Origin of the sequence: Mesorhizobium sp. LNHC252B00 (genome assembly GCF_000502955.1) — a bacterium.
Classification (GTDB): Bacteria; Pseudomonadota; Alphaproteobacteria; order Rhizobiales; family Rhizobiaceae; genus Mesorhizobium.
In genome coordinates this window covers 1-17468 of sequence record NZ_AYWO01000034.1, presented here as the reverse complement: position 1 = coordinate 17468, position 17468 = coordinate 1, and the positions used below count along the sequence as shown (strand labels likewise).

The 17468-nt window shown below is 63.9% G+C and carries 8 protein-coding genes; 2 read left to right on the top strand and 6 right to left on the bottom strand.

From position 1 onward, the window contains the following. Window positions 1-431: 431 nt before the first annotated feature. The 6 genes from X744_RS143705 to hutI all read right to left on the bottom strand — a co-directional run bounded on the left by X744_RS143705 (window position 432) and on the right by hutI (window position 15186). Window positions 432-9035 (bottom strand): glucoamylase family protein, encoded by an 8604-nt coding sequence (locus X744_RS143705; protein WP_023762193.1) that lies wholly within the window; start codon window positions 9033-9035, stop codon window positions 432-434. A 269-nt stretch (window positions 9036-9304) separates the two neighbouring features. Beyond that, entirely contained in the window at window positions 9305-9892 is a 588-nt protein-coding gene (locus X744_RS143710) for a HutD family protein (protein WP_023762192.1), read from the bottom strand. A 12-nt stretch (window positions 9893-9904) separates the two neighbouring features. After that, window positions 9905-11575 (bottom strand): urocanate hydratase, encoded by a 1671-nt coding sequence (gene hutU / locus X744_RS143715; RefSeq protein ID WP_023762191.1) that lies wholly within the window; start codon window positions 11573-11575, stop codon window positions 9905-9907. Window positions 11576-11600: 25 nt separating this feature from the next. Then, on the bottom strand, window positions 11601-12419 hold the full coding sequence (gene hutG / locus X744_RS143720; protein WP_023762190.1) for an N-formylglutamate deformylase: 819 nt from the start codon (window positions 12417-12419) through the stop codon (window positions 11601-11603). Further along, entirely contained in the window at window positions 12419-13954 is a 1536-nt protein-coding gene (hutH, locus tag X744_RS143725; RefSeq protein WP_023762189.1) for a histidine ammonia-lyase, read from the bottom strand. The genes hutG and hutH overlap by 1 nt, the downstream gene beginning before the upstream one ends. Beyond that, complete coding sequence (hutI, locus tag X744_RS143730) at window positions 13951-15186, bottom strand: imidazolonepropionase (protein WP_023762188.1); 1236 nt, start codon at window positions 15184-15186, stop codon at window positions 13951-13953. Before hutI ends, hutH begins: the two co-directional genes overlap by 4 nt. A 98-nt stretch (window positions 15187-15284) precedes the next feature. Here hutI and X744_RS143735 point away from each other — a divergent pair, with 98 nt between their 5' ends. Together X744_RS143735 and hutC are read left to right on the top strand one after the other, a co-directional pair. Continuing rightward, window positions 15285-16637: a formimidoylglutamate deiminase gene (locus X744_RS143735; protein WP_023762187.1), complete on the top strand. Its 1353-nt coding sequence runs from the start codon at window positions 15285-15287 to the stop codon at window positions 16635-16637. After that, on the top strand, window positions 16634-17371 hold the full coding sequence (gene hutC, locus X744_RS143740; RefSeq protein ID WP_023762186.1) for a histidine utilization repressor: 738 nt from the start codon (window positions 16634-16636) through the stop codon (window positions 17369-17371). Before X744_RS143735 ends, hutC begins: the two co-directional genes overlap by 4 nt. Window positions 17372-17468 lie beyond the last annotated feature (97 nt).

The window sequence follows — 17468 nt, the reverse complement described above, 5'->3', positions numbered from 1 at the left end:
GTGTACCTCTTCAGTTCCCTCAGAGCGAACAAAAGATGGCGACGTTCCGAAATCTGCCGTGATCACCTAACGGTTTGAGAAGACAGGTAAAATGTCAGGCATACGGCGAAATCATGGCAGTTGGCACACGCTGCCACAATTTTAATCAGCGGCAATGTCGGGCGCATGACCAAGGCCGAAATCTCCTTCTGCGCAGTATAGGCCAAAGCCAAGTGCGCTTGCGCCCCGCCTAGCGACGGGGACTACGTCTCGTCGATCGAGGCGACCGTTACGGCGCACCCCAAGCCTTTGATTTCATGTGCTTCTCAGAGGCATCGCCTTCAGCCGGGCCGACGGCAACGCCGGACGGCATGGCGCCGCGCATCTCGTCATGGCCCAAAAACCGAGCCCCCGGGGCTAGGTCCGGGAGCACGCTTTTGGGGCAACATGCATCAGGCCGGGATCCTGACGATGACGTCGGTAACTTCGCCAGCCCTCAGTTCGAGCGCCGAAGCCTTGGTCTTTGCCCCGTTCACCTCCAGCGTCACGGCCTTGGCCTTATTGTCGCGGATGACGCGAACCTTGAGTTCCGCCCCCAGCATCTTGAGGGTTGCCGAATAGCCGTCCCAGTGAGTGGGTAGTTTCGGCTTGAACTGGACACGCTTGCCGCGCCGTTCGATGCCGAGGATGCCTTCTACCGCCGCCCTGTAGAGCCAGCCGGCGGAGCCGGTGTACCAGGTCCAGCCGCCACGGCCGCCCTTGTTGTTGCCGGCATTGCCGTCCCCGGCATAGATATCGGCCGCCACGACATAAGGTTCGACGCGATAGTGCTCGGCCGAGGCCTCGTCGATCGCATGGTTGACGGGGTTCAGCATCGAGAAACAGCGATAGGCCTCGTCGGTCCGCCCCATCTCGGCAAGCGCGATGACGAACCATGTGGCGGCGTGGGTGTACTGGCCGCCATTCTCGCGCACACCGGGCGGATAGCTCTTGATATACCCTGGGTCTTTATCCGTCTTCGAGAAGGGCGGCGTGAACAGCTTGACGATCTTGAGCTTGTCGTCGACGAGCAGCTTGGTCGCCTGCTCCATCGCCGTCGTCGACCGCGCCGGATCGCCCTCTCCCGAAAGCACGCTCCAGGACTGGGCGATCGAGTCGATCTTGCATTCCTGCGATGTTCGCGACCCCAGCGGGCTGCCATCGTCGAAGCTGCCGCGCCGATACCACTCGCCGTCCCATGCCGTGCTTTCAAGCGCCCGCTTCAGCACGTCGGCATGTTTCGCCCAGGCCTGTGCACGCTTGGCATCGCCCTCGACCTTGGCAACGGGAGCGAAGTCACCCAGAGTTTTCAACAGGAACCAGCCGAGCCATACGCTCTCGCCCTTGCCGTGCCCGCCGACGCGGTTCATGCCGTCGTTCCAGTCGCCGCCGAGGATCAGCGGCAGGCCCGCAGGGCTGCTGCGCTTGATGGCGAGATCGAGCGCGCGCGCGCAATGGTCGTAGAGCGACGCCGTCTTCTTCGAGATTTCCGGAGTGAAGAAGGCATCGTGCTCATCATCGCCCAGCGCCTGCCCGTCGATGAAGGGCAATTGCTCCTTCAGTATGGTGACATCACCGGTGACCAACAGGTAGCGCGCCGTGGCGTGAGCCAGCCAGACCACGTCGTCGGAGATCAGGGTGCGCACGCCGGCACCGGTGCGCGGCAGCCACCAGTGCTGCACGTCGCCTTCGGGGAATTGCCGCCGCGCCGCGTTGAGTATCTGGTCGCGCGCCAGTTGCGGATCATGCGCCAGCAACGCAAGCGTATCCTGCAACTGGTCGCGGAAGCCGAACGCACCACTGGCCTGATAGAAGGCGGAGCGGGCACGGATGCGACAGGTCAGGCTTTGATAGGGCAGCCAGTGATTGACCATGGCGTCGAGCGCCTTGTCCGGCGTCTCGACCTGGATGGTGTCGAGGAAACCACGCCACTCGCGCTCATTGTCGGCCAGACGCTGGTCGAAATCCTTGGCTCGGTGCTTCCGCACCAAGGCACTCGCCTCCTCGGCGGATTCGGCGTCACCGAGCAGCCAGAGCAGCGTCACGTCGCCGCCGGCCGGAATCTCAATATCGCGGGCGATCGCCGCGCACGGATCGTCGCCGGCCTCGACACGGTCCGACAGTCCAGCACCGCTTAGCACCGCCTGCGGAAGCTCGCTGGAGCCATGCCGGCCGAGGAACTCCGAGCGGTCGGATGTCACCGAATGGACGCCGCCATCAGCGGCGAGGAAGGCCACCCGCTCGCCGAAATCGAGACCATAGGGATTTTGCGCCAGCAACGCGCCGCTGGCAGCGTCCCGCGCCGGAACGATGGTTGCCGCCGTGCGCGACCGATGCCCGCCGAGCACCCATTCGGCATAGGCATACACGCGCAGCCGTGCCGGCACCGAACCGGCATTCTGGATACGCAGCCGCGAAATTTTCACCGGATCGACCGGATCGACGACATGGGTAAGATCCATCGACAACGGCCCGCGCCTCGAACGGAAGGTCGAGAAACCCTGGCCATGCCAGGCCTCGTACGTCATCGAGGGATCGCGCACCATGGCGGCGAGCGGCGAGAACGCCTTGCCGCTGGCCTGATCGTAGATGTAGAGGCCCTCGCCCGGCCGGTTCGAAACCGGATCATTCGACCATGGCGTCAACTGGTAGTCGCGGCTGTTTCGGCTCCAGGTGAATGCAGCACCCTCGGCCGAGGTATGGAAGCCGAACGAGGCGTTGGAGACGACGTTGATCCACGGCTGCGGCGTCGTTCGCCGGCCGGCCAGGCGCACGACATAGTGCCGCCCGTCGCCATCGAAACCGCCAAACCCGTTCCACTGGCTGAGCCCACTTCCATCGGCGCTGACATTGGCCACCGCCTGCGAGGCGAATGCATGCGTCGTGGGCGTCGGCGACGGCAGGTCACGCGGAACCGGAAATGCTGTCGGCAGCAGGGCGTCACGCGCCTGCAAGGCGGCTGCTTCAGCCCGCTCAATCTGGTCGAAGATGGTGCCGTTGCGCGTGTGCAGGACGACGCGGGCCACGGCGAGCAGCGTCTTGTAGGTCGTGTCGTCCATAAGATCGCGGCGCACCGCGAAAATGTGCTGGCGAGGTCCGAGCTCCTTGCCGCGCAAACGGCTGTTTTCGCATAGCGTCTCGACCGCCCGTTGCAGGTCCTGGACATAGGAGGACGCCTGCTCGTTGACGACGACGAAGTCGATCATCATGCCACGGCTGCGCATATATTCCTGGAAACGCAACGCCTGGGCGACGATTTCCAGATCGGCCACGTCACCGATCCTGACCAGGAAGATCGGGAAATCGCCGGAAATGCTGGTCGGCCACAGGCTCGACTGCTTGCCCAGCCCCGTGGAAATGGACTCGGCGGGGAGACGCAGGAACGGATCCGGATAGATCAGGTAGCGCGCCAGCTTCTGCACATTGGCGGCATCGGTCAGGCTGAGGCCCATATGACGCGTCTGGACCTGGCTGCGCGTCCAGGCGAGCATGGCCTGGCGGGCAAAACTCTCGGGATGATCGAGCCGGGCGATAGCCTCGTCCAGTTCGGCACGGCCGGCGCCGACCACGGTCCAGAAAGTCAACGATATCTTCTTGTTGGCCGGCACCCGCACTTGCCGGCGCAGCGAGGCGACGGGATCGAGCGTGAAGCCTGAATGGCCGCCGAGCCTGGCGCCCGGATCGAACGCGGCTGCGTCGACAATGGTACGGCCACGGCCGATGAAGGCGCGCCTGTCGGTCTCGGCCTCGGCATCGCGCGCCGACCCTGACGGATCGGTGACGAAATGCACCATGGCGATATCGGGCTCGCTGGTCTCGCGCTTGCGCCGTGTGGCGAAGATCGCCGCGTTATTCGCAGAGATTTCGGTTTCCACGAACATCTTCGAGAAGGCCGGATGCGCGTTGTCGGACGCTTCCAGACCGAGCACCAGTTCGGCAAAAGAGGTCACTTCAATGTGACGGTCGGATGGGCCATCATTGTAGAGCGTAACCCGACGCCCCTCGCCGTTGCCTTCCGAAACGACGATGCATTCGACCTCGGAGCGCAACGTCCCCACCGATTTGACGAAGCTCGCCTTGTCGTCGGAGAACAAGGTCTGCGCCGTTTCCTCGACCGCACGCTTCGGCTCCGACGTCGCCGACCACCAGTCGCCGGTATCGGCGTCTCGCAGGAAGATGTAGGAGCCAAGCCGGTCCTCGGTCGGGTCCGGCTGCCAGCGGGTGACGGCGAGATCGCCCCAGCGGCTGTAGCCCGAGCCGGTCGCCGTGACCATCACCGAATAACGACCGTTCGACATGACGCTGGTCGAGCGCAGCGATTGCAGCGGGTTGAGCACGATGCGGGTGTCAGGGCTCTCGATCTCGGTCTCGTCCTTGGAGCGTTCGTCGGCCTCGGTCCTGACGGTCGCGGTCGGAATGTCGCGGGGCGCCCTCTCCTGCAGCAGCAATTCGGCCGATTCGATGACCGGATCGCTGTGGAAGCGGTCGCGCATGCGACCTTCGAAGATGGCGTCGGCGACCGCCACGATCGACATGCCCGAATGGTGCGCCATGTAGTTTTGCACGACGACATGGTCGGTGCCTTCGGGCACGCGCTGCGGCGTGAAGTCGACGGCATCATAGTAGCCGTGGCGGCCTAGTGCGCCGACTTCCCTGAGCCGGGCGAGATTGTGCACCGCCTCACGCGGGTTGAACTGTGCCGCCAATATGGTGGCGTAAGGTGCGATTACCGTGTTCTGGCCAAGGCCGCGCTTCAGCCCAAGGCCGGGCACGCCGAAATTGGTGTACTGGTAGGTCAGTTCACGGTCGCGGGCATTGTAGGCCGCTTCCGAAATGCCCCACGGTACGTTCTTCTGGCGGCCATACTGGATCTGGCGCTTGATGATCAGCTTGCTGGTCTGGTTGAGGATCGAGCCGTGCGGCTCCTTCATGACCAGTGGCGGCATCAGATATTCGAACATCGAGCCGGACCACGACATCAGTGCGCCCTGGAACCCGATCTCGACGATCGGTCGGCCAAGCCGGAACCAGTGCTCGGTCGGCAGGTCGCCCTTGGCGATGGCGAACAGGCTGGTCAGCCGCGCCTCGGAAGCCAGAAGATCGTAGCAGCTTTCGTCGAGCTGGTGTTCCTCGACCCGGTAGCCGATCGACAGCAATTTGCGCTCCGGCCGCATCAGGAAGGAGAAATCCATCTCGAAGGCGAAGCGGCGCGTGCGCTCGCGCAGGGTGATCAGCTTGGCACGCAATGCCTCGACGGCATTGTCGTCGCTGTGCGCGTCATGGACGTGCGCTTCGCAGGTGGCCTCCAGCCTTGCCGCCCAGTCGACGATGACGTCGCTCTGGGGGGACGCCGCCTCGGTGTGGATAGCTGTGGCAAGCTTGCGGATCTCGCCGGCAAGCACAGCCAGGTTGATGGTGCGGATCGACGCCATCTCCGGCTGCGCCTTGATGGTGTCGACCGCGCGCCGCATGCCGTCGAGACGGTCGGCGAGGCGCTGGCGCAGGGGGCGCAGCTGGCGACGGTCATCGGGCAACTCATCAAGGCTTTCGCTGAGAACGGTGACCGTGTCGAGAATGCCTTCGAAATCACCCTGGAGATGGACGGAGGGTGCCTCCGCCCATTCGGCGCAGGCTGCCGCCACAGCCACCAGATGGCCGGCAAGATTGCCGCTGTCGACGGCCGAGATGTAGAGCGGGTAGAGCGGCTTCAGTGTCGTCGTGTCGTACCAGTTGAAGAGGTGGCCGCGGTCGCGCGGCATACCCTCGATCGTCGACATGGTAGCGTCGATGCGGGTGATGGCATCGGACAGGCTGATCCAGCCGAAATCGCGGGCCGATACGACGGACAGCAGATAGACGCCGATATTGGTCGGCGAGGTTCGTGGTGCGACGACCGGCGCCGGGCTTTCCTGGAAATTGTCGGGCGGCAGATGGTGGTGCTCTGACGTCACGAAGCTTTCGAAATAGTGCCATGTGCGCCGTGCCACCGTGCGCAACGCATGGATGTCAGCTTGCGATATGCGCAAGCGATCCTCGGTTTCGGCCGAACGGCTGATCCAACTGGCGATGGCGGGCGAGCCAATCCAGAACAGCGCGAAGAAGAAGGCGACGAAGGCACCGGTGGAATCGGCCAGCACCGGAATGGCAAGGCCGACGAAGCCGATGATCACGGCGCCATACATCATACCGTAATAGGAACCGACACTATTGTCGCCGCTCTTATGCGCCTGCGAGGCAGTGCGCCATTCCAAAAGATTCTGGCGGCTGACGAACAGCCGGTACAGCGTGCGGACGATGGCGTCGCCCATCATCCAGGCGTTGTGCGCCATCAGCACGATCTTCAGCGCCACCATGGCGGTGCCGAAGGCAACGTCGCGTGCCAGCGCCGAGAAATGGCCGCGCGGCGTCTGGTCGCCGCTCTTGGGCAGGATGGCGTTGACGATGTTGAATGTCGGCGCCATGAACAGGCTGAGGATCAGCAAAGCCTGCCATTGCGCCGCCTGCGTGAAGGGCAGCAGCGTCCAGCCGCCGATCGCCGCCATCACCCAGAAGATCGGTGTCAACGAGCGGCGCAGATTGTCGATCATCTTCCAGCGCGACAGGGCCGGCACGCCGGAGCGCGGATCGAGCATGAAGCCGAGGAGTTGCCAGTCGCCGCGTGCCCAGCGATGGTGGCGCGAGGCATCGACCGAGTAGCGCGTCGGATAGTCTTCGACCAGTTCGACGTCGGTGACCAGCGCCGCGCGCGCCAGCGCGCCCTCCAGCAGATCGTGGCTGAGGATGGTGTTTTCCTCGATACGGCCCTGCAGCGCCGCCTCGAAGGCGTCGACATGATAGAGGCCCTTTCCAGTGAAAGATCCGTCGCCGAAGACGTCCTGATAGAGATCGGACACGGCAAAGACATAGGGGTCGAGGCCGCGATTGGCCGAAAAGACCCGCTGGAAAAACGATGCATCGTCGCCGCTGGTCAGCGACGCGGTGATGCGCGGCTGCAGGATCGCATAGCCAGCCGTGACGACGCGCTTGCTGGCATCGAAATGCGGGCGGTTGAGCGGGTGGCAAAGCTTGCCGACCATGGTCGCGACCGCGTCTCGAGTGGTGCGCGTGTCGGCATCGAGAGTCATCACATGGACGACGTTCTCCGGTAACGGCACATCGAGCGGCAGGAAGGTGGTGTCGCTGTCGCCGCGCAGCAGAAGGTCGAGTTCGTGCAGCTTGCCGCGCTTGCGCTCCCAGCCCATCCAGGACCCTTGAGCCGCATTGAAGAGCCGGCGCCGGTGCAAGATATAGAAACGGGGCGCGCCTTCGGAGGGATAGCGGTCGTTGAGACGGGCGATCTCGGCGCGGGCGAATTCGAGGATTTCAGTATCCGCCGCATCGATCTCGGTCTTGCTGTCGGGCCAGTCCGACAGCAGCGCGAAATGGATTTCATCGGCCGTGTTGGCGAGATGATGCACCTCGATGTTGCGGACATTCTCCTCGACGTCGTCGCGTGAACCGATCAGCGACGGCACCACCACCAGCGTGCGCGCCTCGGGCGGCACGCCGTGCCTGTAATCGTAGCCGACGAGGCGCGTCGGTTTGAGGAACAGCGAAACGACAGTGTTGAAGAAGGCGAGCGCGCCCTCGCTGGCCGGCACTGCAAACAGCACCAGCATCAGGGCGATCGACGGCACCGACAGGCCGAGATTGGCGAGTGCATTGCCGGAGAGGACCAGAAGCAGGGCCGTCAGCGCAAACACCGGCACGACGATGCCAAGCCATCCGGTCTTGCGGAAGGCTCGTTTGAACGTCTGGCTGACGGTAGGCCGATAGCCGATCGCTTTCTCCAGCTCCAGCCGGCGTGGGCCGACGAGAAAGAAACCCACATCGGTGTGGGCGGATGGCGTTGATACGGCATCGCCGACATCATCGCGCAACATGGTCTCGCCGGCGGCGTGGCCGGCCAGTTCGATGGCTTTGTCGGCGACACGATATTCGGAGAGGTCCGAGCGGCGCGCCAGTTCCTCGATCGCAGTCCGGTACTGGTCACGCGAGAAGAAGTCGAGCGCGGCGAAATCGGTGCGCTCGCGCAGCACGGTATCGATGCGGCTGACGCCTTCGAACCAAACGGTCCAGTCGACGTCGTTGATGAGGCGCAGGCCGCGGATGATGTTACCCGTCGTCACATTGCCGCTGGACAGCGTCTGATGTTCGGAAATGATGATTTCCTCGGCGTCGGAGCCGGCCTTTTCGAGTTCGCCTTCTAGCCATTCCAGGGCCTTGCCGGCGTTCTGCGATCCATCGCGCAGACGGTAGAGCAGCTGGGTGGCAAAGGTGGTGTCCTGCGCATGGGCGCTGAAGTTGGACAGGATTGCCTGCCGGTCGGAACTGTCGTCGATCGCCAGAACCTTGTCCGCCACATCGTTGGCGATCTGGCGCATCTGACGGGTGCGGTTGACCCTGACCGCCAACCGGCGGAGATTCTCGATTAGGACGAAGCGCAACAGGGAAGGCAGCGCCCAGAGTTCGCCGATCTTCAGCGGCTCGACCGATTGAAAACCCTGGACGATAGACTTGAACATCGTCGCCGAGACGGAGCTGTCCGAATGCGCCATATAGGTCCAGGCCAGCGCCAGCGCGCGCGGCACGCTGCCGTTGTCAGGCAGTTTCAGGGTCGGCAGCTGGCGATAGAAGCGGCGCGGCAGATCGCGCTTGACCTGGAAAATGGTCTCTTCGACCAGATAATTGTTGTCGAGCAGCCATTGAGCCGACGGCGTGATCGTCTCGCCCCTCGCCTGCGCCGCATTGGTCGACCGGTAGACTTCCAAAATCTTCTTGGCACTGTCTCGGATCCGGGCCTGAAAATCGAACGGCGTCAGGCCGAACAAATCCGTGAGGTCGCCGTTTGCCAGCCTTTCACCGAGCAGCCGAAGACGCTCTTCAGGCAGGTAATTGGAGCGGATCGGCTCTTCGGTGATGGCCGGGAAGCTCGCGCTTGTCTTCTCGATTTGGGCAGGGGTCGTCTGAATATTCATTGAAAATTCCGTAAGCGGGGCAGTCAGCGGCGTCACCGCCACGGCAATGGCCCTAAAACCGATTCAATTGCAATTGGTTGCATAAGCCCCATTTGCCGAAAGTTTGTTTCCGCACCGCGACAGGGCGTCATCTCTCAGCGAAAAACAACGACGAGCGCCCCTCTTCCCGTCGGGATCGATCGACGGAAAGGATTCGGGCTTTTTCGTGATGCCCGCCTTCAGCTTACGCTATAATTCGCCGGCATCGCGATCATGTTTGGAAACAGGCGTTAACCATTGCCGGAAATGCCGCCGATCCGGATCACGAACAGCGTTGCGGCATGGGCTGGCTGGACAAGCAGGCTGGCGTTGTCCGGACCGGCTACCAACGTGTCCAGTGCTCCGAGACGAACCGGTTCGGCGCCGGGCACAGTGACTTCGCCGTTCAAGCACAAGATGAGGGTTGTACCGGCTTCAGTCCGGATTTCCGCAGGTGTCGAAATCGACAGGCGTTCGACCGAATGCCTCATCCGGCTTCGGCGGGTCATGACATTGAGATCGGTGATCGGCCCGCCGATCAGCGTGGCCGAGCTCTGCACGTCGGCCGGGAAGGAAAACAGAGCGGTCGCCCTGTTTATGGATGTCGGCGGGTAGCCGGCAATCTCGAGGATGATGCCCTCGCCTTCGAGCACGGCAAGGGTGCGATCGATGCCGGCAAACTGCGAGAACGGGCCGCTCGATTCGACGCGCGCCATCGAGACGCGCCAGTCGAAGTCGTCGAGGCCGGCCCCAGTGGGGGAGACGGCGATTTCGGTCGTCACGCCACCGCCGTTCTTCCACGGCATCGACCGGTATTCGGCTGCCCGCAGAATGCGCATCGGTTCAGGCAATCAGCCGAGAATGCCGGGCAGGTTGAGCTGATGCTCCCTGGCGCATTCGATGGCGATGTCGTAGCCGGCATCGGCGTGGCGCATCACGCCGGTCGCCGGGTCGTTCCACAATACCCGTTCCAGTCGTTTGGCCGCTTCGCGCGTGCCGTCGGCGACGATGACCATGCCGGCGTGCTGCGAGAAGCCCATGCCGACGCCGCCGCCATGGTGCAGCGACACCCAGGTGGCGCCCGACGCCGTGTTGAGCAATGCGTTGAGCAGCGGCCAGTCGGACACGGCATCCGAGCCGTCCTTCATGGACTCCGTTTCGCGGTTCGGCGAGGCGACCGAGCCGGAATCGAGGTGATCGCGGCCGATGACGACCGGCGCCTTCAGCTCGCCTTTGGCCACCATCTCGTTGAAAGCAAGGCCGAGCCGATGCCGGTCGCCGAGACCAACCCAGCAGATACGAGCCGGCAAACCCTGAAAGGCGATGCGCTCACGCGCCATATCGAGCCAGTTGTGCAGATGGGTGTTGCCGGGCGTCAGTTCGCGCACCTTGGCGTCGGTCTTGTAGATATCCTCCGGATCGCCCGACAGGGCCGCCCAGCGGAACGGACCGATACCGCGGCAGAACAGCGGACGGATATAGGCCGGCACGAAACCGGGGAAGGCGAAAGCGTTCTCGAAGCCTTCTTCCTTGGCCACCTGGCGAATGTTGTTGCCATAGTCGAGCGTCGGTACACCGGCGTTCCAGAACGCCACCATCGCCTCGACATGTTCGCGCATCGAAGCGCGGGCCGCCTTCTCGACCGCCTTGGGATCGCTGACGCGCTTCTCGCGCCATTCGGCCATCGTCCAGCCCTTCGGCAGATAGCCATTGATGGGGTCGTGAGCCGAAGTCTGGTCGGTGACCATATCGGGGCGAATGCCACGCCTGAACATTTCCGGGACGATATCGGCCGTATTGCCAAGTAGGCCTACCGACTTCGCCTCGCCGGCCTTGGTCCAGCGCTCGATCATCTCCATCGCTTCATCGAGTGTCTCGGCCTTCTCGTCGACGTAGCGGGTGCGCAGGCGGAAATCGATCGAGTCCGGATTGCATTCGATCGCCAGGCAGCAGGCGCCGGCCATGACAGCGGCGAGCGGCTGGGCGCCGCCCATGCCGCCGAGCCCGCCAGTCAAGATCCATTTTCCCTTCAGATTGCCGCCATAGTGCTGGCGACCGGCCTCGACGAAGGTCTCGTAAGTGCCCTGCACGATGCCTTGCGTGCCGATGTAGATCCACGAGCCGGCCGTCATCTGGCCGTACATCATGAGGCCCTTCTTATCGAGCTCGTTGAACTTCTCCCAGGTCGCCCAATGCGGCACGAGGTTGGAGTTGGCGATCAGCACGCGCGGCGCATCGGGATGGGTGCGGAACACACCGACTGGCTTGCCCGACTGGACCAGCAAAGTCTCGTCATCGGCCAGCGTCCTCAACGACGCGACGATGCGGTCAAAATCGTTCCAGGTGCGCGCCGCCCTGCCGATGCCGCCATAGACGACCAGTTCGTTGGGATTTTCGGCGACGTCCGGATCGAGATTGTTCATCAGCATGCGCAGCGGTGCTTCCGTCAGCCAGGAGCGGGCACTGATTTCCGTGCCTCGCGGGCTGCGGACTTCGCGGATGTTGTGGCGAGGATTGTTCATGGCGTCACTCCAAAAGGATCGAATTTCAGACGCGCGCCCAGGATGTCGCGGCCTCGAGGATTTTCCGCAGCGTGGCGCGGATCGGTGCTGCGAACTCGGCATCGTAAGGCACCGGCCAGTTGTCCGGCATACCCTTGCCATCGGGCTCGCGCATATAGCCGCGGTTGGAGAGCTCCATCTGCAGCGCATGCACGCCCTGTTGTGGCTGGCCGAAATGGCGTGTGATCCAGCCGCCCTTGAAGCGGCCATTGACGACGGAGGCTTCGCCGGTTTCGGCCATGATCTGGCCGATCACCGCCTGCAGGGCCGGATCGGCGCTCTTGCCGTCATTGGTGCCGAGATTGAACACCGGCAGCATGCCGTCGAACAGGCGCGGCAGCACCGAGCGGATCGAGTGGCAGTCATAGACGACGATCTTTTCGTGCAGGCCACGCAGCCGGTCGATCTCGGCCTGCAGCGCGGCATGGTAAGGCGCGAAGAATTTTTCACGGCGCTCGTCGATCTCCGACGGCCCCGGTTCTTCGCCCTCCCGATACAGCGGATCGCCATCGAAGGTCTCGGTCGGGCACAGGCCAGTCGTCGCCTGACCGGGATAGAGCGAGGCGCCGGACGGATCACGGTTAACGTCGATGACGGTGCGCGAGATCGCCGTATGCACGACGGTCGCCCCAAGGTCAGTGGCGAAATCGTAAAGCTTGTCGATCCACCAGTCACAATCGCGACGGCCAACCCAGGGCGACACCAGCCGGTTCTCGAGGCCGGCGAGGTCGATGCCGGTGTGCGGGATCGAGACCAGCAACGGAGCCGTGCCGCGCGTTATCGTGAGCCAGGGCGCGCTTGCCATCATGCCGCTCCAGAAATCGACGGCAGCGCCACCGTGCCGGCTGCCCTGATGGTCGCGCCGCTGCGCACCATGGCGATGGCCTTTTCCATGTCGGGGTGGAAATGCCGGTCATTGTCGAGATGCGGCACCTCGGCCCGGACCAGCTTGCGCACGGCTTCAAGTGCCGCGCTCGACGCCAGCGGAGCATGGAAGTCGCAGCCTTGTGCCGCTGCCAGCAATTCGATGCCGATGACCGCGGTGGCGTTCTCGACCATGCCGATCAGCCGGCGCGCGCCATGCGCGGCCATCGAAACGTGGTCTTCCTGGTTGGCCGAAGTGGGTATCGAATCGACACTGGCCGGATAGGCTTTCTGCTTGTTCTCGGAAACCAGGGCTGCCGCCGTCACCTGCGGGATCATGAAGCCGGAGTTCAAGCCGGGCTTAGGCGTGAGGAAGGCCGGCATTCCCGACAATGCCGGGTCGACCAGCATGGCGATGCGGCGTTCCGACAGTGAACCGATCTCGCAGACCGCGAGCGCGATCATGTCGGCGGCGAAGGCCACCGGCTCGGCGTGGAAATTGCCGCCCGAAAGCGCGTCCTCGGCGAAGATCAGCGGATTGTCGGTGACGCCATTGGCTTCGGTGCCCAGCGTGTCGGCAGCCTGGCGCAGGACGGTGAGTGCCGCGCCCATGACCTGCGGCTGGCAGCGCAAGCAATACGGATCCTGCACGCGCTCGTCGCCAACCCGGTGCGATTCACGGATGGCGCTGCCGGCCATCAAATTGCGCAGCGCGTCCGCCGTCTCGATCTGGCCGCGATGCTGTCTCAGCGCATGGATGCGTGGGTCGAAGGGCGCGTCCGAGCCTTTTGCCGCGTCGGTCGATAGCGCACCAGCGACCAGTGCAGACTGATAGAGCACTTCGGCCTCGAACAGGGCGGCCAGCGCATAGGCGGTCGAAAACTGCGTGCCGTTGAGCAGCGCCAGGCCTTCCTTGGCGCCCAAGGTCACGGGCTCCAGCCCGTGCGAGACGAAGGCCACCTTGGCCGGGAAACGGCCGTGCGGAGTGAAGCATTCGCCGACGCCGATCATCACCGCCGTCATGTGCGACAGCGGGGCAAGGTCGCCGGAAGCGCCGACAGACCCTTGCGCCGGCACCACCGGGATGACGTCGTTCGCCAGCATGCCTTCGAGCAATTCGATGGTCTGCGGCCGCACGCCGGACGCACCTTGCGCCAGGCTGGCGAGCTTCAGCGCCATCATCAGCCGGCAAACGGCTGATGGCATCGGCTCGCCAACGCCGGCGGCATGCGACAGCACGATGTTGCGCTGCAAGGTCTCGAGATCCTCCGCGGGGATGCGGACGCTGGCCAGCTTGCCGAAGCCGGTGTTGATGCCATAGACCGGCTCGCCCTTGGCAACGATCCTGGCGACGGCCCCGGCGCTCGCCTTGATTTTCGGCCGGCAGGCATGGTCCAGCTTGGGCACGGCGCCGCGGTAGATGGCGCGCCAGTCGGCCAGCGTCGCGTTGCCGGGCTTCAGGGTTAGTTCGGTCATTGTCCTCTCCAGATGCGGGCATGCAGCGGATTGAAGCCCATGCGGTAGACGAGTTCGGCGGGGCGCTCGATGTTCCAGATCGCCAGATCGGCGGATTTTCCGGCTTCGAGCGTGCCGGTTTCACCTAGCTCACCAAGCGCCCGGGCGGCCTCGCGGGTGACGCCGGCAAGGCATTCGTCGACCGTCAGGCCAAACAAGGTCGCCGCCATATTCATGGTCAGAAGCAGCGAGGTCAGCGGCGAGGTGCCGGGATTGTTGTCGGTGGCGACAGCCATCTTGACGCCGTTCTGGCGAAACAGGCCGATCGGCGGCTTCTTGGTTTCGCGAATGAAGTAGTAGGCGCCGGGCAGGATCGTCGCCACGGTTCCCGCCCTGGCCATCGCCTCTGCACCCGCCTCATCGGTGTATTCGAGATGATCGGCCGACAATGCGCCATAGCGGGCGGCGAGTTCGGCGCCATGCAGGTTGGACAACTGGTCTGCATGGAGCTTGACCGGCAGGCCGGCGGCCTTGGCCGCACCGAAGATGCGCGCCATCTGGTCCGGTGAAAAGGCAATGCCCTCGCAAAAGCCGTCGACGGCATCGGCCAGCCCCTCGGCGGCAATCGCAGGGAGAATTTCTTTGGCGACCAGATCGACAAAGCTGTCCTTGTCGCCCTCGGCTTCCGGCGGCAGGGCATGGGCGCCGAGGAAAGTTGTGCGGATCGTCACCGGACGCTGATTGCCCAACTGGCGGGCCGCACGCAGCGATTTTTTCTCATTTTCCAGATCAAGCCCATAGCCCGATTTGATCTCAACCGTGGTCACACCCTCGGCGATCAGCGCATCGAGGCGGGGTAGCGATTGCGCGACCAACTCGCGCTCGCTGGCGGCGCGCAGCGACTTGACCGAGGAGACGATGCCGCCGCCGGCCCTGGCGACCTCTTCATAAGTGGCACCGGCCAGCCGCATCTCGAACTCGTTGGCGCGGTTGCCGGCATGAACCAGATGGGTGTGGCAGTCGATCAGGCCGGGCGTGATCCAGCGGCCCTCGCAATCGATCGTCTCGGCACCCTTGGCAAATGCCGCAGGGATCTCCGATTCGGGACCGGCATAGACTATGCGGCCGTCACGTGCAGCGATCGCGCCCCGTTCGACGATGCCCAGTCCGGCCTCGTTTTCGACCAACGTCGCCAAGCGTGCATTGCGCCAGATGCGAACCGCCCCTGCCCGGCTTTTGCTCTCTGCAACCATCATCTTTTCCGTTTCAATCGATGGCGATTATGTATATACATATTGAAACGCACCGCAAGTGCCATCATCGCACGAGAGACAGAGAACCGGAGAGAAAAGTGACTGATATCTTCGCGGAACAGGCACTCCTTCCTAATGGCTGGCACGACAATGTCCGGCTCAGCTTCGCCAAGGGACGCATCACGGCCGTCGAGCCTGGAGCCACAGCGCAGGCCGGCGACGAACGTCACGCCATCCTGCTGCCCGGCATGCCCAACCTGCACAGCCACGCCTTCCAACGCGGCATGGCCGGCCTTGCCGAGCTTCGCGGCCCCTCCGCCGACAGTTTCTGGAGCTGGCGCGAGGTGATGTACCGCTTCGCCCTGTCGATGACGCCCGATCAGGTCGAGGCTGTTGCAGCACAACTCTATGTCGAGATGTTGGAGGCCGGTTTTTCGCGCGTCGGCGAATTTCACTATCTGCATCACGACCGTGACGGAAAACCCTACACCAACCTCGCCGAAATGGCAGAGCGCATCGCGGCCGCGGCCGGTGAAACCGGTATCGGCCTAACGCTGCTGCCGGTGTTTTATGCGCACTCGTCTTTCGGCGGCACTGCTCCGAACCAAGGCCAGCGGCGATTCGTCAACGATGTGAATCGGTTCTCCCGGCTTGTTGAGAAAAGCCGGGAATCCGTTCGCACTTTGAACCAAGCCGTTGTCGGCGTTGCCCCTCACAGTTTGCGCGCGGCGACACCACAGGAATTAGCCGAGGTGGCTGCCATGGCGCCGGACGGGCCGATTCACATCCATGTCGCCGAGCAGGTGAAGGAGGTCGAGGATTGCCTTGCTTGGTCGAGCGCGCGGCCGGTCGAATTTCTGCTTGGCCATGCCGAGGTCGACCAACGCTGGTGCCTGATCCACGCCACGCATATGACCGATGCGGAAACGATCGGCATGGCCAAGAGCGGCGCGATTGCCGGTCTTTGCCCGATCACCGAGGCCAATCTCGGCGACGGCACTTTTGCCGCGCCGCTGTTCATAGAGCATGGCGGCCGCTTCGGGGTCGGCTCCGATTCCAACGTGCTGATCGGGCTGCCCGACGAATTGCGCCAGCTCGAATATTCGCAGCGCCTCGCCCACCGCGCCCGCAACGTGCTCGCGGTCGCCGGCGGCTCGACCGGCCGCGCGCTGTTCGACGCCGCGCATGACGGCGGCAGCGTCGCGCTTGGTGCCGGCGCCTCAGCGATCGCCGCCGGCGCATCCGCCGATCTCGTCTCGCTCGACGCCGGCAGTCCTTCGCTGGCCGGCAAGACCGGCGACGCTATCCTCGACGCCTGGATCTTCGCCAATGGCAGCAAGGTCGACTGCGTTTGGGTGCATGGCCAAAAACAGGTCAGCGGCGGCAGGCATGCCAGACGCGAGGCCATCGCTGACCGGTTTCGCGGCGTGATGACGGCGCTTTCGGCATGAGCATGACCGGGACAATAGGGACGGAAGGCGGCTCGCTGCACCAGCGCATCCTGTCCGACATCAGCGAACGCATCATGTCCGGCGCCTGGGCGCCTGGTCACCGCATTCCGTTCGAACACGAACTGAGCACGCAATACAATTGCTCGCGCATGACGGTGAACAAGGCGCTGTCGCAGCTTGCCAAGGCCGGACTGATCGAGCGCCGGCGTCGTTCGGGCAGTTTCGTCCGCCGGCCGCAGTCGCAGGCGGCGGTGCTGGAAATCCACGACATCCGGATCGAGGTCGAAGCGCTCGGCCTAGCCTATCGCTACGAGCGCGCGGCGCGACAAAAGAGGCTCAGCAGCGCCGAGGATCGCGCACTGCTGGAGCTGGGCGTGGCCGGGCCGGTGCTGGCGTTGGAGTGTCGGCATTTCGCCGGCGAGCGGCCATTCGCGCATGAACAGCGGGTGATCAACCTTGCCGCCGTGCCTGAAGCAGCCGACGAGGAATTTCTCGCCATCGCGCCAGGGCCATGGCTGATCGGCCGTGTGCCGTGGAGCGAAGCCGAGCACCGGATTCGCGCTGTCGCCGCCGACAGGCATATCGCGGCCGCGCTCGATATCGCAGCCGGCGCGCCGTGCCTGGTGGTCGAACGGCGGACATGGAGCGCCGAACATCCGGTCACTCATGTGCGCTTCACCTATGCGGCGGAGAGCCACACGCTGGTGGCAAGGTTCACGCCGTCGAAGGGGTAGTCTTTCTTCACCCTCCCCCTTGTGGCAGGGCTATCGCATATGAGTAAAGAGGCTAAGCAGGTTTTGATCGGCCCATCGTGCCTTGAGTCGTTTGTGG